The sequence below is a fragment of the Tessaracoccus pujii genome (assembly GCF_055326215.1).
Genome location: NZ_JBUZNP010000003.1, coordinates 108,666 through 133,269, shown reverse-complemented (window position 1 = coordinate 133,269; position 24,604 = coordinate 108,666). Strand labels below are relative to the sequence as shown.

Sequence of the window (24,604 nt, the reverse complement as noted above, 5' to 3'; positions counted from 1 at the left end):
ATGAAAGCACTGCGATTCCACGCCCCCGGAGACGTCCGGCTCGAGGACGTTCCCGAGCCGGAGTGCGGCCCGGAAGAGGTCAAGATCCGGGTCCGCAACTGCTCCACCTGCGGCACCGACGTCAAGATCCGCGCCAACGGGCACGTCAACATCACCCGTGTCACCACGATGGGCCATGAGATCGCGGGCGAGGTGGTGGAGGTGGGGGAGCAGTCGCTGGGCGGCTTCGCCGTCGGCGACCGCGTCCAGGTGATCGCCGCCGTGCCGTGCGGCGACTGCCACGAGTGCCGCAAGGGCTGGATGGCCGTGTGCCAGAACCAGACCTCCGTGGGCTACCAGTACGACGGGGGGTTCGCCGAGTACATGATCGTTCCCCGCGAGGTACTCCGGGTCGATGGGCTCAACCGCATCCCGGAGGGCGTCGGTTTCGACGAGGCCTCCGCGGTCGAGCCGTTCGCCTGCGCCATCAACGCGCAGGAACAGCTCGGCATCGAGGAGGGGGACTTCGTCGTGGTGTTCGGCGCCGGACCCATCGGCTGCATGCACATCCGCATCGCGCGGGGGGTGCACAAGGTGGGCACGATCGTCCTGGTCGACATCAACGCCGAACGCCTGGCCATGTCGGCCGAGGCCGTGCAGCCGGACGCGACGATCGACGCGTCCAGTACCGACGTCGTCGCCGAAATCATGCGGATGACCGACGGGCGCGGCGCGGACGTGGTGATCACGGCCACCCCGGCCAACGTGAACCAGGAGCAGGCGATCGCCATGGCCGCCCGTAACGGCCGGATCTCCTTCTTCGGCGGCCTGCCGAAGACGGATCCCACCATCACGTGCGACAGCAACCTGGTGCACTACCGCCAGCTGCACATCCACGGCGCCAACGGCTCTGCGCCGAGGCACCACAGGGATGCGCTGGCCTACATCGCCTCTGGTCAGATCCCGGTGAAGGACCTGATCACGCGACGCGTGCCGCTCGCCGACGCGCTCACCGCGTTCGACATCGTCGCCCGCGGCGAGGCGATCAAGGTCACCGTCGAGCCCTGACCCGCACTGCGGCCGACGCGAAAGGGGCCGGGCACCGTGTGGTGCCCGGCCCCTTTCGCGCTGTGCCGCGCTCAGCCGAGCAGCGACAGCGCGAGGTCCTTCGCGTCGCGCGCGTTGCGGCTGGCCACCACGCGCCGCGCCGCGTCCCGGCACTGATCTGCGGTCACCCGGCCCAACTGCACCCCCACCGACGGGATCGCCGTCGCGGCCATCGACAGCGAGGACACGCCAAGTCCGACGAGGACGCAGGCGAGCAGCGGATCGGCGGCGGCCTCGCCGCAGACCCCGACGGGCTTTCCGGCCGACACCCCGGCTTCGGCAGCCAGCTGGATCAGGCGCAGCACTGCGGGCTGCCAAGGATCGGTGAGGAGGGCCAGGGAGCTCGACATCCGGTCCGCGGCCAGCGCGTACTGGGTGAGGTCGTTGGTGCCGATGGAGAAGAAGTCCACCTCGGAGAGGAACTGCTCGGCCAGGAGGGCCACCGACGGCACCTCGACCATGATGCCGGGCTTGAGGCCACGGGTGCGGCACTGGGCCGCGAACTCGAACGCCTCGTCGACGGTGGCCACCATGGGTGCCATCACCCACGCTTCCGCCACGCCTGCGTCGTCCGCGGCCAGCGCGATGGCGTCGAGCTGGCGCTCGATCAGTCCCGGATTCGTCCAGCCCAGCCGGATGCCGCGCACCCCGAGCGCGGGGTTGGCCTCGTCGTCGTGGTTCGCGAACGGCACAGGCTTGTCCGAGCCGGCGTCCAGGGTGCGGACCACCACCTTGCGGCCGCTGAAGGCGGCGAACACCTCGCCGTAGATCCGGGCCTGCTCCTGGATGCTGGGCTCGGTCTGCGCGGTGAGGAAACACAGCTCCGTGCGGAACAGTCCCACGCCCTCAGCCTCCGACCTGGCCGAGACCCGCGCGGCGGCACCGTCCTGCACGTTGGCCAGCAGTGTGACGCGTGCGCCCTCCGCTGTCCGCGCGGGGCCGCGCCAGGAGCGGATCTCGGCGCGCAGCTGACGGTCACGGCGCATGCGCTCCGCGGCCGCGTCGGCGTCGGGATGCATCGTGATGATGCCGGTCGTGCCGTCGACGAGCAGGGGTGTGCCCTCCTCGACAGTGTCCAGCGCGGCGGCGGCCACGATGCACGGGATCCCCAGCTGCCGGGCGATGATCGCCGTGTGGCTGGTGGGCCCGCCGAGCCGGGTGACGAGCGCCGTGATCAGTGCCGGATCCAGTCCCGCGGTATCGGCGGGGGCCAGATCGTCGGCGCACAGCACCACCGGCGCCGACGGTGTCGGGATGCCCGGCTCGGGGAGCCCCAGCAGCTCGGCCACGACGCGGTTACGGATGTCGCGGAGGTCGGTGGCGCGCTCGGCCATGAGACCGCCGAGCTGGAGGAGCTGGGCGACGAAGCCCTCGAGCGCCGTGGCCGCCGCCGATTCGGCGGGTGTCCCGGCGGCGATGAGCTTCTTGGCGGCGCGAAGCCAGCCGCGATCCTTGGCCAGGCCCGCCGTCGCGGCGAGGACCTCAGCCGCGACACCGGTGGCGAGCGTCGCGCGCTCCTCGTAGCGTGCCGCCACCGCTGAGGCGGCGGCGGCGAACCGCAGCTCCTCCGGGGGGCGGTCCTGCTCTTCGATCTGAGGGCGCGCCGGGGGTGTGGCGACGGCAGGGCGCGTCCAGGCGGCTGGCGCGTAGGCGACACCGGCGACGACACCGGTGCCCCGAAGTGATATCGATTCCATGTTCCTCCACAATGAGGGGTGTTGTACGACTATCGTCGCCTCCAAACGGCACGAAGTCAACATAAACACAGGTCCGATGATGTTGGATCGGCTTGGACTGGAGCCCGCGGGCTCCCATGGGTGGAGGAGTTCGCATGTACGCGGAGGAGCGGCAGCACGAGATCGTCACGTTGGCCAGGGGATTGGGCAGGGTTGCGGTGACCGAACTCGCCGTCCGGTTCGCCGTGACGCCGGAGACGATCAGGCGCGATCTCGACGCGTTGGCCACGCGTGGACTGTTGAGCCGGGTCCACGGCGGCGCGGTGCCGGCGGACAAGCTGTGGCTGACGGAGGCACCAGTGGGGCAACGCGAGGCCACGTCGCAGGACGAGAAGCTCGCGATCGCGGCCCACGCGGTGACGATGCTGCCGCGCCGCGATCAACTCACGGTGCTGCTCGATGCGGGCACGACCACGGCGAGGGTGGGGGCGCTCCTGCCGGATTGGGTCTCCACGGTGGTCACCAACTCGGTGCCGACGGCCTCGGCGTTGGCCGATCGCGCGGGTGTGGAGGTGCTGCTGCTCGGGGGTCAGGTCCGGGGGCTCACGCAGGCCACCGTCGGCGCCGAGGCGCAGGCCATGCTGGCGCGCTTGCGGGTGGACGTCGCGTTCCTCGGGACGAACGGCTTCTCGGTGGACCACGGTTTCTCGACACCGGACCCGGCCGAGGCCGCGATCAAGAGCGCGATGATGAGTGCTGCACGGGAGGTCTACGTGCTGGCCGACGCCACCAAGTTCGGAGCCGACTACCTGGTGCAGTTCGCCGCTCTCGGGGACGTGGACGCCCTCGTCACGGATGACCGATTGGCTGAAGCCTCCAGGAGTGCCCTGGAGGCGGCTGACCTGCGCGTCGTCGTCGCCCCCTGAGAATGTGGGTTTATGTCGGTTTCCCTTGCTTTGCTTCCGGAAGTGGCGTATAAACGTCTACAAGCGAAGCCTCAAGGGAGCGGACATGGTCGACAACGTCGCACGCAGAGTGGTCACCTTCACGGCCAACCCCAGCATCGACAGGACGCTCACCCTCGACCGGCCGTTGGAGCGGGGGCAGGTCCTCCGCGCGAGCGGCGTCACGGAACAGGCCGCCGGCAAGGGGGTGAACGTGGCGCGCGTGGTCAGTTCGGCCGGGTTGCCCGTCACGGTGGTCGCGGCCGCCCTGGACCGGGGTTTCCGGGCGCTGGCGGAACGCGCTGAGCGGCCCCTGACCGTTCTGGGCCAGATGCTCGACGACGGCCGCCGCGTGCGGATGAACACCACCGTCACCGAACCCGACGGCACCACCACCAAGCTCAACGAGCCCGGCCCCGCGCTGACCGACGCGCAGCTCGAGGTGGCCGCTGACATGCTGGTCGACGTCGCCCAGGGCGCGGCATGGGTGACGCTGGCCGGCTCTCTGCCGCCCGGCGTCCCGGACGACTGGTACGCGCGCCTGGTCGGCCGCCTGGCCGGTCTGGGGTGCCGTATCGCGGTCGACACGTCGGGTCCTGCGCTCGATGCCCTCCTCGCCGCACCGTCGGTGAACCTCGACCTCATCAAGCCCAACGCCGAGGAACTGGCCCAGCTCACCGGCGGCGACCCGGCAGCGCTCGAAGACGCCGCGGACAGGGGCGATGTGAGCGGCGTCGTCGCGGCCGCCCGGCGCCTCCATGAGCGCGGCATCCGCGCCGTCCTCGTCACCCTCGGTGGCGCCGGGGCCGTGCTCGTCACCGGCGAGGGGGCCTGGTTCGCCCAAGCGCCGCGCATCGACGTGCGCAGCACCGTCGGGGCAGGGGACTCGGCGGTCGCGGGATACATCCTCGCGGAGGTTGCCGGAGCGGACCCCGCTCATCGCCTCGCCTCCTCCGTCGCCTACGGCTCCGCGGCGGCGGAGCTGCCCGGCACGACGCTGCCGACGCCGGCAGACGTGACGGCCCACCAGATCGACGTCGTCGCACTCAGCTGACCGGCCGAGCCGCACACGCACCACACAGGAAGACACCACCATGGCATCCATCACAGTCACCGTCGGCTCCTCCGTCGGCCTCCACGCCCGTCCGGCGGCGATCGTCGCCGAGGCGGCCGGCGCCTACGACGACGACATCACCCTCCGGATCGCGGGCACCCCCGAGGACGAGGGCGTCGACGCAGCGTCGAGCCTCATGATCATGACGCTGGGGGCCTCCGCGGGCGCTCAGGTCACCGTCGAGTCCGATAACGCGGAGGCCGTCGCGGCGCTCGGGGCGTTGATCGAGCAGGATCTCGACGCCTGACACTCGCGAGCACGGCGAGGGCCAGGCGACGAGGGCAGGCCTCGTGCTGGGTGTCGTCAGGCCAGGCGGGCCGCGATCCGATCGCCGGTCTCCGTGGTCCGCGACGTGGAGGCACCGCGCTCGGTGATGTCCGCACTGACCGCGTCGTCGATCCGCTGTGCCAGCTCGGGCCTGCCGAGGTGGTCCAGCAGGAGGGCCATCGAGGAGATGGCCGCCGTCGGATCGGCGATGCCCTGGCCCGCGATGTCCGGGGCCGAGCCGTGCACCGGCTCGAACATCGACGGGTACTCGCCGGTGGGGTTGATGTTGGCCGACGCCGCGAGCCCGATGCCGCCGGTGACCGCGGCCGCGAGATCGGTGACGATGTCGCCGAAGAGGTTGTCGGTGACGATGACGTCGAACTGGCTCGGGTCCACCACCATGGCGATCATCGCCGCGTCGATGTGCAGGTAGCGGCGCTCCACGTCCGGGAACTCCTGGCCCACCTCGGTGAAGATGCGGTTCCACAGGCTGCCGGCGTTGACCAGCACGTTGTGCTTGTGCAGCAGGGTGAGCTGGCCGCGGCGGGCCTTGGCGCGGCGGTAGGCGTCGCGAACCACGCGCTCCACGCCGTAGGCGGTGTTGACGGAGACCTCCGTGGCCAGTTCTCGCGGTGTGCCGACGCGCACGGCGCCGCCGTTGCCGCAGTAGAGCCCCTCGGTGCCCTCGCGCACCACCACGAAGTCGACGGTCTTGCCCTCGACGATCCGGGGCGCCAACGGCGTGGGCACGCCGGGGTACAGCTTCGAGGGGCGCAGGTTGATCGCGTGGTCGAACGCGAAGCGCAGCTTCAGCAACAGGCCCCGCTCCAGTAGGCCGCTCGGGATCGCCTTCGAACCAGGCGCGGCGCCCACGGCGCCCAGCACGATGGCGTCGACGCCCTTCAGCTCCTCCAGCACCGAGTCCGGGAGCACCTCACCGGTGCGCTGCCAGCGCTCGGCGCCCAGGTCGTAGTGGACGAAGCTGAAGGCGTCTGCGCCCGCGACGGCGGTGAGCGCCTTGAGGGCCTCGGCGGTCACCTCGGGGCCGATGCCGTCGCCGCCGATGACGGCGATGGTGCTGGTGTGAGTCATGGCAGGACCCTACGGCGTCGCCGATTTGTCAGGGTAGGGGTGAGGGGTGCCCGTCCACTGGCTGAGACAGGGCGGGTCCGTCCGCTCGGGGTATCCTTCGCTCTGACTGACCACCCTTGGGAGAGATCAATGCCGATGCTGCCGACCCGCCCGGCCGAGTTCCACGTCTTCGACACCTCACTGCGCGACGGCGCGCAGCAGGAGGGGCTTCACCTCACGGTGCCGGACAAGCTGAAGATCGCCGGCTACCTCGACGAGCTGGGCGTCACCTTCATCGAGGGCGGCTGGCCCGGCGCCAACCCCAACGACACGGAGTTCTTCGTCCGCGCGAAGGAGCTCAACCTCCAGCGTTCCCAGTTGGTGGCCTTCGGCGCCACCCGCAAGGCGGGCGCCAAGGCGTCGGAGGACGCCCTGACGCAGGCGCTGGTGGACGCCGGCACCGAGGTCATCTGCATCGTCGCGAAGTCGCATGACGAGCACGTGTTCCGCGCGCTGCGCACCACGCTCGAGGAGAACCTCGCGATGGTCACCGACACCGTGCAGTACCTGCGCTCGCAGGGCAAGCGGGTGTTCGTGGACTGTGAGCACTTCTTCGACGGCTACCGCGCCAACCCCGAGTACGCCATCCAGGTGGTGCAGACCGCCCACGACGCCGGCGCCGAGGTGGTGGTGCTGTGCGACACCAACGGCGGCATGCTGCCCAGCTGGATGGGTGAGGTGATCGAGGCAGCCGCCGCCACCGGTGCGAAGCTCGGCGTGCACTGCCACAACGACACCGCGTGCGCCGTCGCCAACACCCTGGCCGCCGTCGAGGCCGGCGTGATGCACGTCCAGGGCACCTTCAACGGCTACGGCGAGCGCACCGGTAACGCGGACCTCTCCGCGCTGATCCCCAACCTGCAGCTCAAGTACGGGTGGGACATCCTGCCCCCGGAGCAGCTCGGGGACCTCACGCGCGTGGCGCACGCCATCGCGTTGGTGGCGCACCAGCCGCTGCTCGGGCGCCAGCCCTACGTCGGCCACTCCAGCTTCGCGCACAAGGCGGGCCTGCACGCCTCGGCCATCAAGGTGGACGAGAACCTCTACCAGCACATCGACCCGGCCCTCGTCGGCAACGACATGCGGATGCTGATCTCGGACATGGCGGGCCGCGCGAACATCCAGATCAAGGGCGAGCAGTTGGGCTTCGACCTCGCGGACCGCGAGCTCGCCGCGTCCATCACCGCGCGGGTCAAGGCGCGCGAGGCCGAGGGGTATTCCTACGAGTCGGCGGACGCGTCGTTCGAGATGCTGCTGCGCGACGAGCTGGGCATCCTCGCTCTCCCGTTCCAGGTCCAGTCGTGGCGCGTCTTCACCGAGGAGCGCGACGGAATCAACATCTCCGAGGCCACGGTCAAGCTCACCGCCAAGGGGGAGCGGCACATGGTGGTGGGGGAGGGCAACGGCCCCGTCAACGCCCTCGACGGCGCCCTGCGGCAGGCCCTCGCGGCACCGTTCCCGGAGGTTGCCGAGTTCGAGCTGACGGATTACCGTGTGCGGATCCTGGACGAGGGACACGGCACCGACGCCTCCGTGCGCACGCTCATCGACACGTCGTACAACGGCTCCACCTGGACGACGGTGGGTGTGGGCACCAACGTCATCGAGGCCTCGTGGGAGGCGCTGATGGACTCCCTGGCCTACGGCATCCTCACGCACGTGGCGGCCGAGTAGCCTCCACTAGGCTTGGGGCCATGCGCATCGCACGTTTCGTCAAGGATGGCCAGGACCCCGCCTACGGGATCATCGAACTCGCCGTGGACGGGGGGGACCATCCGGACACCATCGCGGCACTCACCGGTGACCCCCTGGCCGGCGTCGCGGTCAACTACACCGGTGAGCGGCACGACCTCGACGAGGTCCGCCTGCTCGCGCCCGTGATCCCGCGCAGCAAGATCGTCGGCGTCGGGAGGAACTACGCCGATCACGCCAAGGAGATGGGCGGCGAGGTGCCGGAGGCGCCGCTGCTGTTCTTCAAGCCCAACACCTCCGTGATCGGCCCCGACGAGACCATCCTCCGCCCGGCCGGCTGCGAGAACCTCCACTACGAGGGTGAGCTGGCCATCGTCATCGGGCGCATCTGCAAGCAGGTGCCGCCCGAGCGGGTGCCCGAGGTGATCTTCGGCTACACCATCGCCAACGACGTGACCGCCCGCGACTGGCAGGGCACCGACGGCCAGTGGGCCCGGGCCAAGGGGTCGGACACGTTCCTGCCGCTCGGGCCGTGGATGAACACCCACCTCACCATCGAGGAGGCCGAGCACCTGACGCTGGAGACCCGCCTGGGCGACGAGGTGCGCCAGCAGGGCTCCACGTCCCAGATGGTGCGCGGCATCGTCGAGCTGGTCACCTACATCTCCTCGTTCACGACGCTGTTGCCGGGTGACCTCATCCTGACGGGCACGCCGGCCGGTGTCGGGTCGATGGTGCCGGGAGACGTGGTGAGCGTCGAGATCGACGGCCTGGGCGTCCTGAGCAACCCCGTCGCCGACGCGTGACCCAGCCGCCGCAGCTGGCGCTGTTCGGCGAGCCGCTGGACCCGCCGTCGGGGCTGTCGTATCCGCTGGCACTCCGGCGGCCGGGGTTCTCGACGTTCACCGACGTGTTCGGGGGCCTGCTGGCCTTCAGCGCGTTCGCGCTGGTGGTGCCGCTGGTGTCCGCGCTGGTGCTCCGCGTCGGCTTCCTGATGCGCGGCGGGGGCGACTTCGTGCAGTACTCGGCCGCGGCGTCGGCGTATGAGCTGCCCGAGGGGCCGGCGGCAGGTCACCTGGCGCTGGCCGCCCTGATCCCGGTGACGATCCTCCTGGTGCGCTACGTGCACGGCGTGCGGCCTCGGTGGCTGGCCTCCGTCCAGCCGGGAATGCGGTGGCGGTACCTGGCCATGTCGCTGGTGGTGGCCGCCGTGGTGCTCAACGCGGTGCTGTGGGCCTCGTTCGCCACCGGGGAGATGCCGGTCTTCCACGGGGGCCAGGAGGGCTGGGTGGCGTTCGCGGTCATGGTGGCGCTTACGGCGCCGCTGCAGGTGGCCGCCGAGGAGGTCTTCTTCCGGGGGTATCTGCTGCAGGTGATCGGCTCGGCCACAGGCCGGGCGTGGGCCGGCGTCGTCGGATCCGCGCTGGTGTTCGCGCTGCTGCACGGGGTGCAGAATCCTGCTCTGTTCGCTCACCGGCTGGCGTTCGGGCTGGTTGCCGGGGCGTTGGTGGTGGTCACCGGGGGGCTGGAGGCGGGGATCGCGGCGCACGTGGTCAACAATGTCGCGGCCTACGGATACGCGATCTTCACCTCATCGGTGGCGGAGTTGCGGGGCGTGACGTCGATCACCTGGGCGGAGGCGGCGTGGAACGTCGCGGGGTTCGCGGTGTTCGGGGTCGCGGCGTGGTGGCTGGGCCGCCGACTCCGGGTCGCGACGGTCACCCCCTGACTCCACCGTCGTACTCGTTCACGCCGTCGCCGTCTGCCATCCGTGCCTGGCGATGAGCATGGCTTGGCTCGGGGTGGGGGTGCGTTGAGCCGATAGATGGGTTCGCGGTGTGGCCCACACCTGGCTTGAGCGTGAGACCCTTCGCGAACCCATCCATCGGCTCAACACGAAGTCCCGCCGCGGCCCTTGAGGGAGTTGAGGGTGATCGGAGTGGGCGCAGCTGAAGAAGTCCGAGGGTTGTCTCCACCAGGCTGGGCAGGCTCTTCTCCGTGAAGTGGGCGACGAGCCACCCAGCCTTGATGAGGGCGAGGTCGCGGGCGCGATCCGCATGGAAAGCCTCCGGTGAGCTGTGGAACGCGTAGCCGTCAAACTCCAGAGCGATCTTTCGCTCGCGGAAGCCGGCGTCGACGTAGTACTTGCGCCCGCCGATGAAGACGGGCAGGTTCGCGCGCCACCCCGTGATGCCGGCAGCGCGAAGCGCGGCGTGTGCCGACAACTCGAGCGCAGACCAGGGCGAGTCAGCGGACTGCTCGAGGAGGTCGCGGCGAAGCTTGTTGCCGCGACGGCGCGGCGTAAGTGACAGCGCGTGCTTCATCTGCTTCAGAGTGCATGCACTACGCCGAAGGGCCTGCTGAATCGGCTCCGCACCCAGGTCCGGGATGAGATCCAGCACGGTCAGCGCTGGCACGGTACACAGCACGCCGTCGCGCCTGGTCAGGAGTTGCTTGGGGATGAGGCGCTCTTCCACTTCCATTCCGTAGCCGGGGCGGATCGCGCGGCGGCAGGCGAGTTCGAGCGTGGGCTTCTGGTCGATCTCCGGCCAGAAGGTGAGTGCGGCGGCGCTGCGCCGGACCAGGGCGATGTCGTCTCCGTAGGCCTTCACCGCGCGAAGCCGCCCCGCAGTTGTCGTGCTGGCACCCAGGCTCCCGTAGACACCCGGGAGGAGCCGTTCGAGTTGGCCGCGGAAGGCGGAGGAGTTCAGCGCGCGTGCCTTGTGTGGGGCGAGCCGGGCCGTGACCACGCCGTCGGCGACTCCCCGGATGATCTCGGGATCCATGTGACCAGTCTCCGCAGCGCCCGGGCCGCAGCCAAGGGCCCGGGCCGCGCCTGTGGATAACTCAGCAGCGACGGGGGCGTGGCTGCGGATGGGGGGGGTAGTTGAACCGATGGATGGGTTCGAGAAGGGGGCCACGCTCAACGCACGTGTGGGGACGGCCGCGAACCCATCCATCGGCTCAACTCACTACCCGAGCCCAGCTCACAGCGACGGCGGCGAGGAGCCGGCCGCGGCGGGCTACGCGGGACGCTTGCCCCACGGCGGCCGGCGGAGCGACGTGGGGAGTCGGTTTGCGGGGCGGTGAAGCCCTGGTGTAGGGTTCATCTTCGTGCTCGGGTGACCGGGCGCACAGGGGTATGGGGTAATTGGCAGCCCGCCGGATTCTGGTTCCGTCAGTCTAGGTTCGAGTCCTAGTACCCCTGCGGAAGGTGTTAAACTCCTTCTCGCTAGGGCCCCGTTGTGTAGCGGCCTAGCACGCCGCCCTCTCAAGGCGGTAGCGCGGGTTCGAATCCCGTCGGGGCTACCAGATGGAAAGTCCCCCAGTCGGAAACGGCTGGGGGACTTCGTCGTTCTCGGCCGCTGCCGCTACTCGGGTGCCCCGCTGCGTCGCAGCACTTCACTGAGCCGCTCCGCCGCGGCGAGCACCGCTGGGGCGTGGAGGCGGCCGGGGGAGCGGGTCAGCCGCTCGATGGGGCCGGAGACGGACACCGCCGCAATCAGCTTGCCCGACGGCGCCAGCACGGGGGCCGACACGGACGCCACGCCCGCCTCCCGCTCGGCCACGGACTGGGCCCAGCCGCGCCGTCGCACCCCCTGCAGGGTGGACATGGTGAACGACGCGCCCTCCAGCAGCTTCTCCAGCTTGTCCGGCTCCTCCCACGCCAGGAGCACCTGCGCCGCGGAGCCGGCCGTCATCGGCAGCTGGGAACCCACGGGCACGGTGTCGCGGAGCCCGGTGGGCCGTTCGACGGAGGCCACGCAGATGCGGGTGTCGCCTTGGCGCCGGAACATCTGGACCGACTCGCCGGTGATGTCGCGCAGCCTGGTGAGGATGGGGCCGGCGGTGGACAGCAGGGGATCCTCGCCCGCGGATTCCGCGAGCTCGATCAGGCGTGGCCCCAGCACGAAACGCCCCTGAAGGTCCCGTCCGACGAGGCGGTGATGTTCGAGTGCCACCGCCAGCCGGTGGGCCGTCGGGCGCGCCAGCCCGGTGGCCGTGACCAGGCCCGCGAGGGTCAGGGGATTGCGCTCGAGCGCCGCCAGTACCGAGGCGGCCTTGTCGAGCACGCCAACTCCACTTGTGTCGTCCATATGGTGAGATTATCAATCCACTATGTGGACACGCAACCCGGCGGGCCTGAACGCATCGGACATACTTGGGCCCAGAATTTCTGCACGCTGTTCGCCTGAGAAGAGGAACCATGGGCAAGACCCTGAGCGAAAAGGTCTGGGACGCACACGTCGTCCGCGCGGTGGAGGGGGAGCCTGACCTGCTCTACATCGACCTGCACCTCGTCCATGAGGTGACGAGCCCGCAGGCGTTCGACGGGCTGCGCCTGGCCGGCCGCCCCGTCCGCCGCCCGGACCTCACCCTGGCCACCGAGGACCACAACACGCCCACCCTCAACATCAACCTGCCGATCGCAGACCCGGTGTCGCGCACGCAGGTGGACACGCTGCGCAAGAACGCGGCCGAGTTCGGCATCCGCATCCACTCGCTGGGTGACCGCGACCAGGGCGTCGTGCACATCATCGGCCCCCAGCTGGGGGTCACCCAGCCGGGCATGACCATCGTCTGCGGCGACTCGCACACCTCCACCCACGGCGCGTTCGGCGCGCTGGCCTTCGGCATCGGCACCTCCGAGGTGGAGCACGTGCTGGCCACCCAGACGCTGCCGCAGAAGAAGCCCAAGACCATGGCGGTCAACATCAACGGCGAGCTGCCCGACGGCGTCACCGCCAAGGACGTCGTGCTGGCGCTCATCGCCAAGGTGGGCACCGGCGGCGGCCAGGGCTACATCGTCGAGTACCGCGGCTCCACCGTCGAGGCGCTCTCGATGGAGGGCCGCATGACGATTTGCAACATGTCGATCGAGTGGGGCGCCAAGGCGGGCATGATGGCCCCCGACGAGACCACGTTCGCCTACCTCAAGGGCCGCCCGCACGCGCCCGAGGGCGAGGACTGGGACGCCGCCGTCGAGTACTGGAAGACGCTGCGCACCGACGACGACGCCACCTTCGACGTCGAGGTGGACATCGACGCCACCCTGCTCTCACCCTTCGTCACATGGGGTACCAACCCCGGCCACGGCGTGCCGCTGGCCGGCGTGGTGCCGGCGCCTGAGGACTTCGAGTCCGAGGTGGAGCAGGCCACCGCCAAGCGCGCGCTGGAGTACATGGCGCTGACCCCCGGCACGGCGATGCGCGACATCACCGTCGACACCGTGTTCCTGGGCTCCTGCACCAACGGCCGGATCGAGGACCTGCGCCTGGCCGCATCCATCCTGGAGGGCCAGCACATCGCCGACGGCGTGCGCATGCTCGTGGTGCCCGGCTCGGCCCGGGTGCGCCTGCAGGCCGAGTCCGAGGGCCTGGACAAGATCTTCCTGGACTTCGGGGCCGAGTGGCGTGCCGCCGGCTGCTCGATGTGCCTGGGCATGAACCCGGACCAGCTGGCGCCGGGGGAGCGGGCGGCGTCGACGTCGAACCGCAACTTCGAGGGCCGCCAGGGCAAGGGTGGCCGCACTCACCTGGTGTCGCCGCCAGTTGCCGCCGCCACCGCCATCGTCGGCCACCTGGCCGCTCCCGCCGACCTGATTGGACGCTGATCATGGAACCCTTCGTCAACCACACCGGCGTGGCCGTCCCGCTGCGCCGCTCCAACGTCGACACCGACCAGATCATCCCGGCGGTGTACCTCAAGCGGATCACCCGCACCGGCTTCGAGGACGGGCTGTTCGCCGCCTGGCGCAACGACCCCGAGTTCGTGCTCAACAAGGAGCCGTTCAAGACCGGCACCATCCTGATCCCCGGCCCCGACTTCGGCACCGGCTCGTCGCGCGAGCACGCGGTGTGGGCGCTGCAGAACTACGGCTTCAAGGTGGTCGTCGGCAGCCGCTTCGGCGACATCTTCCGCTCCAACTCCGGCAAGGCCGGCCTGCTGGTGGCGCAGATCTCCGAAGCCGACGTGGACCGGCTCTGGGACGCCATCGACGCGGACCCGAACGTGCCCACCACGGTGGACCTCCCGAGCCAGACGATCACCCGCGGCGACGTGGTGGTGAGCTTCGAGATGGACGAGTACACCAAGCACCGCCTCCTCAACGGCCTCGACGACATCTCGCTGACCCTGATGCAGGCGGACTCGATCTCCGCCTACGAGGCGACGCGGCCGTCGTTCAAGCCGAAGACGCTGCCGGTGCGGACGGCCGACACGGTCGCCTGAGCCCGAGCTGAGGCGACTGTGTCGCCGACCTCTGCAACTTTCTTCCTGGAGAGCGGCATCTGTGAATATTCGCAGATGCCGCTCTCTGCGTAGGACGATGCAGGTCACGTCCGGCCGCGCAGGCAGGGTGGTGGGTCATCGGCCGCCCATGGGACGCGCGTCGTCAATGGGGCGAGGGGACGTCCCTGCACTTCGACTGTGACCTCCCCTGACGGTGCGCTGAATACCCGCGATGACGCGTCGGCCCCGCGCCGCTTCGACCGCTTCGGCCGCGGGATGTACGGCGCGTTCCTGCTGTGGGGATGGTTGCTCTACGCGTTCGGCGCGGTGATCCGGCTCCTGGGTGCGGAGGCCGCTTCGGTGCGGCCGAGATCGGGCTGCAACATGGTCATCGCGGCCGCGCAGCGCCTGGCTGGGCGCTGCGCGCCTCTCTGCCTCGGCGGCATCTCACTGACGCTGCAGGTGCGCTTGAGCGGCCCGCAACCCGACGCTGCCGTGTGTTGCAGGCCGATGGCTCTGCCGGTGAGTACACCGTCGCGTGCCCTTGGCCGACGTGGTGTCGGCCTCGCCTCAGCAACTTTCTACCTATAGAGCGGCTTCTGCGTATATGCACAGATACCGCTGTATGCGTAGGAAGTTGCAGGTCACCCCCGGCGCTGGTGACGACCACACCGTGCCAGTCGCCGTCGAGGATCATCCTGAGCAGCCACGCGCCGGGCATTGTGAGAAATTCTTACGAGATTCTTCTGATATGGGCCTTGCGCAGGTGCCGCAAGAAGCGTGTAATGGTGGGTACGCAGAAGCCATCGGAAGCCGAACCCACAGAGAAGAGCCACGATGGAACAAGCGGTCGAGTGGTTTCCAGATGCATTGCCGACGATCATCGCCGACGCCCGCCGAGACGGACGGGTAGGTCTCAGAGCCACACGAGTCCGGGAGCCGTCCTCCCCCGAACCATTTGCGAAGGCCGAGCGTTGATTCAATGCTCGGCCTTCGTGCTGTCCACGGTGGGAGGGCAGGTCCGCGCACTGGGCCCCGTTCACGGCGCACACCACGAAGTCGCCGTTGCGGGCACTCACCACCGCCGCCTGCCCGCTGTCTGGCTGGTTCCCTACTTCAGCCCCATGTTCACTGCCCTGGCGGGGTGGCCGGGGGTGGGCCCGCGCTAGACCAGGGGGTGCGCGGCCGAGGCTGGCTCTCGCCATCGAGGGTGAGGTCGAGTCGCTCGGTGAAGAAGGCGATGAGGTTCCGAACAGGTTCCCCGTCGTGGAGCGGATCCTCGTAGGACCACGCAATGTCAGGCAACAGGGTGTCCCCGACCCGGGCGGACCAGTACGACGCGCGACCCTTATAGGCGCAGATGGTGCGCGTCTCGGAAGGCTCGAGGAGATTCATCGCGACGTCCTCGCGCGGAACGTAGAAGCGCGGCGGAAGGTGTGTCTCCAAGAGCAGGATGGGCCGGTTGGTGGAGGCGAGGCTGATGCCGGCGTGTGCGATGTGCACGCGGCGGCTCGAACGAAGGCAGTCGATCCGGTCGAAGGGGTCGTGCGGGTGACCCATGACAGGCTCATCCTCTTCGTACCACTGGGTGAATGCGTTCCAGTCCAGGACGACGTACCCGGCCAGGTCCGGATCGTCACGCCTGAAGGCCGCAGCTGTCAGGCTGGCGTGGGGCGTCTGGATCGTCAGGGGAGTGCCAGGCGCCGTGTGCGCGGTGAACGGGGTGTTCGGATCGACGACGGGTGGGCCGTCCTCCAGCGACACCGGCCGCTCGAGCGCTCCCATGGTCTCCACCGCGACGAGGTGCCCGACGACGTCATCCTCAGGAACGGCGTACGACCCCACCGCACGCCGCGGCTCCCAGACCAGGAGGGCCCGGCGGGTGTCGACGACGGTCTGGGCCCCGACGGTGGCTCGGATCCACTTCCGGACCGGATGGATGCGCAGGTCTCCGATCGCGCTCCACCACAACTGACTCATCCGCGTCGCCATGACACCAGTTTCCACCCAGCCCCCGCTGTGAGCTCAGAACATGCCGTTGGCGTTCGCCGAATGGTCGGGCACCACCTGCAGCACGTCCCAATGCTCGACGACCTTTCCGTTCGCGTCGAGGCGGAAGATGTCGATCCCGGCGTAGTCGTGGTCGCCCGGCCAGGTCTGGCGGCAGTGCAGCACGACGTAGTCGTCCTCGGCGATCGCACGAACGAACTCGACCCTCTTGCCGGGGTATTGGGCGCCCATCCGCTCGAAGTACTCGACGAAGGCCTCCTTGCCGTCGCCGACATGGGGATTGTGCTGGGTGTAGGTGTCGCCGGCGTAGCGCTGGATCGCCTCGGCCGGCCGGCACTGGTTGAACATGAGGTCGTAGAACTCCTGCACGTTCCGCTTGTTGATCTGCTCGCGCTCGTATCCAGACACCTGCGCACCCTTCATTGATCGGCTATCAGTGGCAACTCGGCGGCTCTTCGGCATATTCCGCGAGCCCACGACGCCGACGATGGCGGCGCCGCTCACCTCTGCCGACCACCGGCCCGCGAGGCGGGTCTGGTGTCGAGGTCTCTACACTGCGACAGTGACCTCCCCAGACGATGTGTCGACCACTCGCGACGACCCGTCTGCGCCGGCCCGGTTCGACGGTTTCAGCGTCGGTCTCTACGGGGCTTTCGTGCTGTGGGGCTGGCTGCTCTACACGTTCGGCCCGGTGATCCAGATTCTGGGCGGCGAGCTGGGCTTCAGCGCGGCGGAAATCGGTCTGCATGGGACCGCGCTGGCGATCGGGACGGCGCTGGCGGGCGGGGTCCTGGCCCCCGTCGTCCAGGCGCTCGGCCGACGCGGGGCCCTCCTGCTCGGGGCGGGCCTGGTCGCGGCCGGCGCTGTTGGGTTGACGGTGCTGTCGTCCCTGCCTGAGACGATGACCGCGGCGGTGGTGCTCGCCCTCGGAGGCAACATGGCCATCGCGGCGGCCCAGGCCGGGCTCGTCCTCTATCACTGGCTCAAGCCGGCGGACGCCGTCACCACTGCTAACGGGCTGGGGACGCTGGTGGGTCTACTGGGCCCCGTGGCGATCGGCGCCGGTGTGGCGGCGGGGTTCGGCTGGCGCCCCGTGGTCCTGGTGACGGTGCCGATGAGTGTGGTCATGGCCGTCGTCTGGCTGCGGATGCCAGCGTCGCGTGCGATGACGCCACGTGGTCAGTCCGGGCCGACCAGTGCCGATCCTCCTCGCGGCGCCGAGAGGATTGGGGTCCTGCGGCGTTCATTGGACCAGCTGCCCGCCGCTGGCTGGTGGTTCCTGCTGGCCATGCTGATGGGGGTGGCCATTGAGAACGCCACAACGTTCTGGGCGCTCCCTCTGATGACCGAGCGCACCGGCGCGGGGACGGCCGTGGCCGCGGCCGCGGTGGCCGCCTTCATCGGGGGCATGGCGACCTCGCGGCTGATCTCGTGGTGGTTCACGGCCCGTTACCCACCGAGCCGGCTCGTGATTGTGGCCTTCGGCGTCACCGCAGTCGGCTGGCTGGCGCTGTGGCTGGCCACGGTGCCGCCGGTTGCGATCCTGGGGCTTGCGGTGTCGGGGATGGGCTGCGGCCTGCTGTACCCCTTTGCGTCCAGCATCCTGCTCTCCACCGCGCGCGGGTCCAAGGATGCAGCCCAAGGGCTGGTCATGGTGGCGCTCGGCGTCGCCGTCGGCGTGGTGCCGTTCATACTCGGCGTGCTCGCCGACGCCGCGGGCGTGCACACCGCGTTCCTGCTCATTCCCGCGCTGGCGGCGATGGGGGCGGCTGCGGCCTGGCTCGGTGCGTTGAAGCTCTCACCGGCGACAGCGCCGATCGTGACCACCAGCTGATCGCGACCGCGCCGGCGAGTCCCAGGGACCGGATCCTGCGCAGCGGCGAAGTGATCGACACCGCGCAGTACTCGATCACCGACGGCGACTGGCCCGCCGTCCGCGCCCCGGGGACGGGGTGGCGCCGGTGACGGCCCCCCAGAACGCTGCCAGCGCAGCCGGGTCTCTGGCTTCGATATCGATGGCGCCGATGGAGATCAGGGATGGCTCAGGGTGTCGACACTAGGCGGTCCACCCGAGCAGGGCTTCGCCGAGCGAGACTCCACCCACCAGGAGACCAAGCGCCAGAACGGGCACCACCAGCACCCACAACGGGTGCCGGCGCACGAGGGAAATGGCGACGACCAGGAGCACCACCCAGAGAATGAGGAAGCCAACCAGCCAAGGTGCGGGCGTGACGAGCCCCGCCGCCACATAGAAGTAGCCCACAACGACATGAAGCACGATCCCAAGGATCCCCAGCGCGCGCTTCCAGCCGGATCGGGCTGGAAGCGCGGGGGACGATTGACTCATCCTTCAACGCTACTCTCAGTCAGCGCGAGAGGACAGGGCGGCCGCGGTGTGGGAGGCCCACGAGGGCGGGGTGCCTGATCGTCGACGGCGTCCCTAGCCGAGCGCGACCGCTCCCGCGAGGCCGATGGCGCCGATGAGGAGGGTCGCGGCGGCGCCCAGCACCAGCGGTGTGCGTCCGACCGTCGCCAGGGCCCGCAGGTCCACGCCGAGCCCGAGCGCGAACATCGCCGCGGCCAGCAGCAGCTGCTGAACGTGCCCCAGGCCCGCGAGCGCAGGCTCCGGGATCAGCCCCGTCGTCCGCGCGGCCATCGCGACCAGGAAGCCGACGACGAACACCGGGACCACCGGCGGCAGCCGCACATCCCGCGCCCCACCGCCGGGCAGCGCACGGACGCGCCGTCGCTCCCGGACGGCGAGCACCCCCATCACCGGGGCCAGCAGCGCCACCCGGGCCAGTTTGACCGTGACCGCCACAGCCAGGGCTTCGGCCCCGACCAGGCCCGCGGCCGCCACCACCTGGGCCACCTCGTGCGTGGAGGCGCCGATCCACAGCCCGGCGGCGGTCGGCGTCAGGCCGAGGAGGACGACGAGGAGAGGCAGCGCCACGATCATCCCGGTGCCGAACACCACCACCAGCGCCACGGCCGTGGCCACCTCCTCCTCGTCGGCGTCGGTCACCCCCTCGGCGGCCGCGACCGCCGCGGCGCCGCAGATCGAGAACCCCGCGGCCACCAGCAGCGACTGCTCGGCGCCCAGCCCGAGGCGTCGCCCCAGCCAGGCGGTCGCGGCGAAGGTGACGCCGACCGCCGTCGCGACGAGGGCCAGGGTTGCGGGCCCGAGCCCGGCCACCGTCACCAGCGACACCTGCAGCCCCAGCAGCACGATCCCAACCCGCAGCAGTTGCCGGCCGGCCACCGCGACACCCGGCGCCCACCCCGCCGTCGTGCCGCGCACCGTCCGCCAGGCGACGCCGGCGAGGATCGCCACCAGCAGCGGGCTGGCGAGCGGCACCACGCGGCCCACAGCGACCGACGCGACGGCGGCCACCAGGCAGGCGGCAAGGCCGGGGGCGACGGCGCGGAGGGAGTTCACCCCTCTACGGTGCGCCGGCGGGAACCCGTGACGGTAACCCGATCGGGACAGCAACCCATATGATCGCGATATGACCGCCATAGCGCCCGACGAGCCCGGCCTCCCTGCCCTGCGGCTGCTGGTCGCCGTCGCCGAGCAGGGGTCGCTGGGCGCCGCCGCCCGGGAGATCGGCATGGCGCAATCCAACGCGAGCCGCGCCCTGGCCGGGCTGGAGCGACGGCTCGGGTTCGCCGTCGTGCGGCGCAGCGCCGCCGGCTCCGACGTCACGCCCGAGGGGGCGCTGGTGGTGGGCTGGGCGCGGGAGGTGGTCGAGGCCATGGACCGGCTCATGGCCGGAGCCGGCGCGGTGACGGCCACCGCCGGGGGAGCGGTGACAGTTGCAGCGAGCATGACGATCGCGGAGTACCTCGCCCCCGTGTGGCTGGCGGCGCTGCGGCGCAGCCACCCTGAGGCCGCCGTCTCCCTGGAGATCCTCAACTCCGACGCTGTGATTGAGGCGGTGCGGCACGCGCGGGTGGCCGTCGGGTTCATCGAGTCGCCGGACGTGCCCGACGACGTGTCCAGCCGGCTGGTGGGCCGCGACCGCCTCGTCGTGATCATCCCTCCCGAGCATGCGTGGGCCGAGCGTCGCGGTGCCGTGACGCTACAGGAGTTGGCCCGTACGCCGCTCGTCGAGCGGGAGCCCGGATCGGGGACCCGTCGCTTCCTCGACCGGGCCGCCGCGTCCGCAGGTGTGGCAGCGCGGGCCACGCCCGTGGCGCAGTTGTCGAGCAATGCCGCCATCGTCGCCGCCGTGGCCGCAGGGCTGGGCCCGGCCGTGTTGAGCAACCACGCCGTCCGTGGTGCGCTCATGGACGGCCGGGTGCTCGCTGTCCCCGTCGAGGGTGGATCCATCGAGCGGGAACTGCGCGCCGTGTGGATGGGTGGGACGGACCCTCGGGGTGTCGCCGGCCGGCTGGTCGACGTGGCCGCGTCAACGCAGACCTCCTAGCGCCCCGCGGAGCCGTACGAACGCTCACGCACCTTCTGCCCTGGCCGTCATGAGTCACCCGCGACCCTCGCGTCCTCACAGCTGCAAGTCAGCCCCGCCCACTTCCGAGAAGGAGGCGGAAGTCCTGCATTTCCATGGGGCTCACCATCCTGTCAGGCGCGGTACTCGTCGGCGGTGACATGCTCGAGCCAGGTGACCACCTCGCCCTGGTCGTCGGCCTCGTGGATGGCGACATGCGCCATGAACCGGTCGGCGGTGGCGCCGTGCCAATGCTCCTCGTTCGGCTCGATGTAGACCACGTCGCCGGGGCGGATCTCCTGCACCTCGCCGCCACGCCGGGCGACGTACCCGATGCCGTCGGTGACGTAGAGGGTCTGTCCCTTGGGGTGCTTGTGCCAGGCCGTCCTCGCGCCCGGGGTGAACCTCACGTGCGCCGAGCCGACGGCGGACTGCTCGTCCGGGGTGCGGATGGCGTCGAGGAACACCGTGCCGGTGAACCAGTCCGCCGGTCCTTGCGTTGTCTGGCCGCCGCTGTGGGTGATCTTCATGGGGTGGCTTCCTTTCGTGTGTCAGGGTTCTGGACCAGCCGGAGCAGTGAGCCGTCGGGGTCGAGCAGGGCGCCGATCCTCATGCCGGATGGCTCAAGTCTGGGCCCGTGCACGCGCGGCCAGCCCATCGTCGACTCGGGAATGCCGGCGGTCCGGCACTCGGCATGGAAGGCGTCCACGTCGTCCAGGCGGAGGCACGCTCCGAAGGACGACGTCGCCGGATCCAGATCCGCGTGAGGGAAGAACTCGAGAGTGACCCCGCCTCGCTGAAGCATCAGCCAGCCCGAGTCCTGGAAGGCGACCGAGAACCCGAGCCGTGAGTAGAACGTGACCGTCGCGGCGAAGCTGCGCGACGGGAGGTTCGGCGTGGCGTGGTCGACCATCCTCGGACCCTAACACTCGGCTTGTGCGCTCAGTCGGTGGTAGGGCGCGCTCCGCGGTGGCGTGATTCCTTGTAGGTGTCCACTGCCCTGCGGAGCTGAGCCATAGCCCGTCGCTGCGTTGGTGGGCAACGAGTCGTCCGCGTTGGGCGGCCGCTCGGATCGCGACGAGGCTGAGGTCGGCGTCGACGAGGGCCGCAATGGGGACGAGCTTCGCGGGCCCGGCCACGTTGGGAATCCACCTCGCGCAGGACCAGGGTGTTGCCTTCCAAGGCTGTGGAGTGGTGGGCTTCCAGGTGCCAGATGTCGGTCCACACGTACGCGGACTCCTCGGGAGAGGGGAGCCCTCCGAGTCTGGTGCGTAGCTCGGCAAGTTGGCTGTCGAGCCGGGCATGGACCGTGGCCCGGGAAGGGCGTCCTCGGGCCATCGTCTCTCCTGACTTTGTTCACTCGAATGAACAGCAAAATGAACTAAACAAAGTCGAGCCTCCAGGCACCTTGTTCAGCGGTTGCCGCGGCGAATAGAACTAAACGTTCTCGTGGTCGGCGACGTTCGGTATCAAGCCGTGCCGTCGGAGCAGTCGAGCGCGTAGCGAATAAGTACCGGGTCAGTGGCTCGTCGACGAGCGGCGAAGATCGTATGTGGACAGCGGCTCCGGTCCCGCCATCACTCGGCGGGTGACCTGCAGGATCGCGTCCTCGTTGGGGTCGACACGCCATCGGACGAGAGAGATGGCGCCGTTCTCGATCTCCAGTGCGGTGATGTGCGACGGGTAGACGCAGCTGCCGGAGTTGAAGTAGGGCATCTGGTTGGCGCGCGGGAACTTCTCGCGGTGGGTGTGGCCGCAGATCAGTGCGATGCCGTTGTTGCGGATCCACTTCACGTAGTTGCGCTCCACCTTGTGCCGCTTGTCGGAGTTGGCCACGGGGCTCGTGGGGCTGTGGAACCCGAACGCGTGCGCATACCTCCAGAACGCGCGCATCATGAACCGGCTGAACCTCCAGGCCTGGTCGTTGGGGAAGTCGCCCTGGTGCCCGTGCACGAGCAGGATGTCCTGCCCGGTCTTCCGGTGCCGGAACACGACCGCCTCCACCGCCTCCAATCCGTGGAAGAACGGCTCGATCTCGCCGGTCACCGCGTCCTTCGCGGTCCACAGGTGCTCACGGACGTACCCGGGCTCTCTCAAGACCAGGTCATGGTTGCCCCACATCCGGATCAGTCTGCCCGCGTGGTGGAACTGGAGCAGCTGCTCCCACACGGCGCGGTTGGCCCTGATGATGTGCTTGTAGTCGTGCTCCCAGAGCTCGTCGCCGTCGCCGGCCTCCACGTAGGTGAAGCCGTTCTTCCAGTAGTAGTTCATCGCGGCCGTGAACGAGTTCTTGTTCTTGAGGAACTCGTCGGACTTGGAGCCGTCCCCGCGATGGCAGTCGCTCATGATGACGTAGCGGGAGGTGTCGTCGATGAGCTCGACGCGGGCGTCCCTGTAGGCCTCCGTCAGCCGTGTCATCGTCTTCACAGCAATCACCGCCATGCTCGGTCGTGTGCCTCCGATCATAGGTCGGTGGCGACGGGGGCGTCCGCCAATCGCCGAGGTGGCTGCGAGCCGCGACTCCTGGACTCCCGCGCCCCCCACGATGAGTAGCACCGACACCTTCGCACCCGGCAACGTCAGACCAGACCGCAACGCGCAGGGCCTCGGCCGCTGGTGGAGGCCGGCGGCCCGCGTCGCGTCGGGTCAACCGGTGGGCGCGCTTCGGGCGGCCTTCATGAAGCGGCGCTGGTAACTGACCACCAGGCTCGCGGAGGCGAAGCGGGCGAGGTAGCGGGGCTCCGCAGTGACCACCACCTGCCCGGTCATGTCGGTGAACTCCGGTTCGGTGAGTAGGCGGTCAATGTCGGGGTACATCGAATCGCCCTCCATCGAGCAGATGATCAGCCTGGTCTCAGGCAGGTTGGCAGCGCGCAGCACCCGCAGGTTGTGTCGGACACAGTCCAGGCCGTCGGAGCCCTCAGGCTCGCGGTAGCGGCGGTAACGGACGAGCCACTCGGCGCGTTCCCGCACCTTCGACAGCTCGAACCCGTCGTCCCCCTCGGCGAGCATGTCGCTGGCGATCATGTAGTCGCGGAGCTGCTCCAGCATCGACTCGTCGCCGGAGTTGGAGTGCTCCTCCAGCAGGGCCGCCATCCGCTGCGTCTGAATCAGCCGGTGGCGCACGAAGGAATTGATGAACGCCGGCTTCGCCTGCAAGGCGAGCAGGGCCTGATGGGGTTCGAACATGAGCGTGAAGTTCACCCGGAAGCCGTGGTCGCGGAGCCTGAGCGCCAGATCGTGACCTAGGAAGGCATCCCTGGTAGCGGGCTCCCACCAGCGCTGGGTGAGCCTCGTCGAACCACCCAGAAGTTGCTCGACGTTGGCCCCGTTGACCGGGCCGGTGTGCGGGACCTTGATGACCACCCGCCAGCGTGACAGGACCTCCCGCATCGCCTCGGCCTCCGCCAACACCCGTTCGAAATCGGGATCGAAGGGATTGTTCAGCTCCACGCTGATGTCGGCGCCGGGGCCGAGGATCCTGCCGAGTTCGCCCATCACCTCGTCGCGCGTGTGGAACTTGTGTCCGACGTTGGCCGATTCGTTGTTGATGAACAGGTCGTAGATGATGCCGGGGTTGCAGGTGAGGTTGGCCACCAGAGGGGCGATCGGCGCCAGCTCGTAGGGGTTGGCCGTGTCGGCGGAGAGCAGGACCTTCGTCGGGCGCGGGACGCCGTCGACGTCTCGCGAGATGTCGCGGACCAGGTCCGCCCGCAGGACGCCGGCGGCGTGCCGCTCCAACTCCACCCGGAAGCCTGCGGGCGTGTGTCCAGCGGGGGTCCCGAAGTGGTCCACCACGGCCCGGAACTCGTCGGTGACGCCCACGTGATTGACCGTGCCGGCGAGTTCGCGGTACAGCGCCGCATCGATGGGCATGCGCGCCACGCGTGCGACGTACTCATCCTCCCCCCGCACCGGAGGTGCCCCCAGCGCCTCCAGCGTCGACCTCAGTGATGGCCTCCCGATGGCCGGGGCAGTCATGGTGGTGCTCCTGTTCTGTGAGGA

Annotated in this window: 24 protein-coding genes and 2 tRNA genes; 14 read left to right on the top strand and 12 right to left on the bottom strand. The window is 69.6% G+C overall.

Features of this window, described 5'->3' with window-relative positions; translation table 11 throughout:
* Positions 1–1,047 carry a zinc-dependent dehydrogenase gene (locus ACZK5N_RS04865; protein ID WP_463624637.1) on the top strand — a complete coding sequence of 349 codons (1,047 nt, stop codon included), beginning with the start codon at positions 1–3 and terminating at the stop codon, positions 1,045–1,047.
* A 71-nt stretch (positions 1,048–1,118) separates the two neighbouring features.
* Here ACZK5N_RS04865 and ptsP read toward each other — a convergent pair whose 3' ends face one another.
* Positions 1,119–2,783 carry a phosphoenolpyruvate--protein phosphotransferase gene (gene ptsP / locus ACZK5N_RS04860; protein WP_463624636.1) on the bottom strand — a complete coding sequence of 555 codons (1,665 nt, stop codon included), beginning with the start codon at positions 2,781–2,783 and terminating at the stop codon, positions 1,119–1,121.
* A gap of 134 nt (positions 2,784–2,917) precedes the next feature.
* On the opposite strand from ptsP, the gene ACZK5N_RS04855 reads away from it, so the two are divergent.
* The 3 genes from ACZK5N_RS04855 (at position 2,918) to ACZK5N_RS04845 (ending at position 5,067) form a co-directional block, all read left to right on the top strand.
* Positions 2,918–3,688: a DeoR/GlpR family DNA-binding transcription regulator gene (locus tag ACZK5N_RS04855; protein WP_463624635.1), complete on the top strand. Its 771-nt coding sequence runs from the start codon at positions 2,918–2,920 to the stop codon at positions 3,686–3,688.
* Positions 3,689–3,773: 85 nt separating this feature from the next.
* Positions 3,774–4,760 carry a 1-phosphofructokinase family hexose kinase gene (locus tag ACZK5N_RS04850; protein WP_459019438.1) on the top strand — a complete coding sequence of 329 codons (987 nt, stop codon included), beginning with the start codon at positions 3,774–3,776 and terminating at the stop codon, positions 4,758–4,760.
* 40 nt (positions 4,761–4,800) lie between these two features.
* Positions 4,801–5,067 carry an HPr family phosphocarrier protein gene (locus ACZK5N_RS04845; protein WP_459019439.1) on the top strand — a complete coding sequence of 89 codons (267 nt, stop codon included), beginning with the start codon at positions 4,801–4,803 and terminating at the stop codon, positions 5,065–5,067.
* A gap of 56 nt (positions 5,068–5,123) precedes the next feature.
* Here the strand turns inward: ACZK5N_RS04845 and ACZK5N_RS04840 are convergent, their stop codons facing one another.
* Positions 5,124–6,179, bottom strand: coding sequence for a 3-isopropylmalate dehydrogenase (locus ACZK5N_RS04840; RefSeq protein WP_463624634.1), 1,056 nt, complete (start codon positions 6,177–6,179; stop codon positions 5,124–5,126).
* Between the two features lie 129 nt (positions 6,180–6,308).
* On the opposite strand from ACZK5N_RS04840, the gene cimA reads away from it, so the two are divergent.
* From cimA to ACZK5N_RS04825, 3 genes are read left to right on the top strand one after another with little or no spacing between them, the layout of a single operon-like run.
* A complete protein-coding gene (gene cimA / locus ACZK5N_RS04835) occupies positions 6,309–7,892 on the top strand; it encodes a citramalate synthase (protein ID WP_463624633.1) in 1,584 nt (527 codons plus the stop codon).
* Positions 7,893–7,912: 20 nt separating this feature from the next.
* Complete coding sequence (locus ACZK5N_RS04830) at positions 7,913–8,716, top strand: fumarylacetoacetate hydrolase family protein (protein ID WP_459019442.1); 804 nt, start codon at positions 7,913–7,915, stop codon at positions 8,714–8,716.
* Positions 8,713–9,639 (top strand): CPBP family intramembrane glutamic endopeptidase, encoded by a 927-nt coding sequence (locus ACZK5N_RS04825; RefSeq protein WP_463624632.1) that lies wholly within the window; start codon positions 8,713–8,715, stop codon positions 9,637–9,639. Before ACZK5N_RS04830 ends, ACZK5N_RS04825 begins: the two co-directional genes overlap by 4 nt.
* Here the strand turns inward: ACZK5N_RS04825 and ACZK5N_RS04820 are convergent.
* The gene (locus tag ACZK5N_RS04820) at positions 9,629–10,696 is read right to left on the bottom strand and encodes an endonuclease domain-containing protein (protein ID WP_463624631.1); all 1,068 of its coding nucleotides are present in this window, start codon (positions 10,694–10,696) and stop codon (positions 9,629–9,631) included. The genes ACZK5N_RS04825 and ACZK5N_RS04820 overlap by 11 nt on opposite strands.
* 350 nt (positions 10,697–11,046) lie before the next feature.
* Here ACZK5N_RS04820 and ACZK5N_RS04815 point away from each other — a divergent pair.
* Positions 11,047–11,118, top strand: a tRNA-Gln gene (locus ACZK5N_RS04815).
* Positions 11,119–11,146: 28 nt separating this feature from the next.
* Positions 11,147–11,222: transfer RNA gene (locus tag ACZK5N_RS04810), tRNA-Glu, on the top strand.
* A 59-nt stretch (positions 11,223–11,281) separates the two neighbouring features.
* On the opposite strand, the gene ACZK5N_RS04805 is transcribed toward ACZK5N_RS04810, so the two are convergent.
* Complete coding sequence (locus ACZK5N_RS04805; RefSeq protein ID WP_459019445.1) at positions 11,282–12,007, bottom strand: IclR family transcriptional regulator; 726 nt, start codon at positions 12,005–12,007, stop codon at positions 11,282–11,284.
* Positions 12,008–12,117: 110 nt separating this feature from the next.
* Here ACZK5N_RS04805 and leuC point away from each other — a divergent pair, with 110 nt between their 5' ends.
* From leuC to ACZK5N_RS04790, 3 genes are all read left to right on the top strand, one after another.
* Positions 12,118–13,524 (top strand): 3-isopropylmalate dehydratase large subunit, encoded by a 1,407-nt coding sequence (leuC, locus tag ACZK5N_RS04800; protein WP_459019446.1) that lies wholly within the window; start codon positions 12,118–12,120, stop codon positions 13,522–13,524.
* Positions 13,525–13,526: 2 nt separating this feature from the next.
* A complete protein-coding gene (leuD, locus tag ACZK5N_RS04795) occupies positions 13,527–14,141 on the top strand; it encodes a 3-isopropylmalate dehydratase small subunit (RefSeq protein ID WP_459019447.1) in 615 nt (204 codons plus the stop codon).
* A gap of 198 nt (positions 14,142–14,339) precedes the next feature.
* Positions 14,340–14,732, top strand: coding sequence for a hypothetical protein (locus ACZK5N_RS04790; protein WP_459019448.1), 393 nt, complete (start codon positions 14,340–14,342; stop codon positions 14,730–14,732).
* Between the two features lie 537 nt (positions 14,733–15,269).
* Here ACZK5N_RS04790 and ACZK5N_RS04785 read toward each other — a convergent pair.
* On the bottom strand, positions 15,270–16,121 hold the full coding sequence (locus ACZK5N_RS04785; RefSeq protein WP_463624630.1) for a DUF427 domain-containing protein: 852 nt from the start codon (positions 16,119–16,121) through the stop codon (positions 15,270–15,272).
* Positions 16,122–16,166: 45 nt separating this feature from the next.
* Positions 16,167–16,559, bottom strand: a complete 393-nt coding sequence (locus ACZK5N_RS04780) for a nuclear transport factor 2 family protein (protein ID WP_463624629.1) — start codon at positions 16,557–16,559, stop codon at positions 16,167–16,169.
* A gap of 154 nt (positions 16,560–16,713) precedes the next feature.
* Here ACZK5N_RS04780 and ACZK5N_RS04775 point away from each other — a divergent pair, with 154 nt between their 5' ends.
* The gene (locus ACZK5N_RS04775; protein ID WP_463624628.1) at positions 16,714–17,985 is read left to right on the top strand and encodes an MFS transporter; all 1,272 of its coding nucleotides are present in this window, start codon (positions 16,714–16,716) and stop codon (positions 17,983–17,985) included.
* Between the two features lie 222 nt (positions 17,986–18,207).
* Here ACZK5N_RS04775 and ACZK5N_RS04770 read toward each other — a convergent pair whose 3' ends face one another.
* Together ACZK5N_RS04770 and ACZK5N_RS04765 are read right to left on the bottom strand one after the other, a co-directional pair.
* On the bottom strand, positions 18,208–18,429 hold the full coding sequence (locus tag ACZK5N_RS04770; protein WP_463624627.1) for a hypothetical protein: 222 nt from the start codon (positions 18,427–18,429) through the stop codon (positions 18,208–18,210).
* 162 nt (positions 18,430–18,591) lie between these two features.
* Positions 18,592–19,590, bottom strand: a complete 999-nt coding sequence (locus tag ACZK5N_RS04765) for a YeiH family protein (protein WP_463624626.1) — start codon at positions 19,588–19,590, stop codon at positions 18,592–18,594.
* 70 nt (positions 19,591–19,660) lie between these two features.
* Here ACZK5N_RS04765 and ACZK5N_RS04760 point away from each other — a divergent pair, with 70 nt between their 5' ends.
* A complete protein-coding gene (locus tag ACZK5N_RS04760) occupies positions 19,661–20,581 on the top strand; it encodes a LysR family transcriptional regulator (protein WP_463624625.1) in 921 nt (306 codons plus the stop codon).
* Positions 20,582–20,733: 152 nt separating this feature from the next.
* On the opposite strand, the gene ACZK5N_RS04755 is transcribed toward ACZK5N_RS04760, so the two are convergent.
* The 4 genes from ACZK5N_RS04755 to ACZK5N_RS04740 all read right to left on the bottom strand — a co-directional run bounded on the left by ACZK5N_RS04755 (position 20,734) and on the right by ACZK5N_RS04740 (position 24,580).
* The gene (locus tag ACZK5N_RS04755; RefSeq protein WP_463624624.1) at positions 20,734–21,129 is read right to left on the bottom strand and encodes a (R)-mandelonitrile lyase; all 396 of its coding nucleotides are present in this window, start codon (positions 21,127–21,129) and stop codon (positions 20,734–20,736) included.
* A complete protein-coding gene (locus tag ACZK5N_RS04750; RefSeq protein ID WP_459019456.1) occupies positions 21,126–21,512 on the bottom strand; it encodes a bleomycin resistance protein in 387 nt (128 codons plus the stop codon). Before ACZK5N_RS04750 ends, ACZK5N_RS04755 begins: the two co-directional genes overlap by 4 nt.
* Positions 21,513–22,117: 605 nt before the next feature.
* The gene (locus ACZK5N_RS04745) at positions 22,118–23,026 is read right to left on the bottom strand and encodes a metallophosphoesterase family protein (RefSeq protein ID WP_463624623.1); all 909 of its coding nucleotides are present in this window, start codon (positions 23,024–23,026) and stop codon (positions 22,118–22,120) included.
* Positions 23,027–23,245: 219 nt separating this feature from the next.
* The gene (locus tag ACZK5N_RS04740) at positions 23,246–24,580 is read right to left on the bottom strand and encodes a transaldolase family protein (protein WP_463624622.1); all 1,335 of its coding nucleotides are present in this window, start codon (positions 24,578–24,580) and stop codon (positions 23,246–23,248) included.
* Between the last annotated feature and the right edge of the window lie 24 nt (positions 24,581–24,604).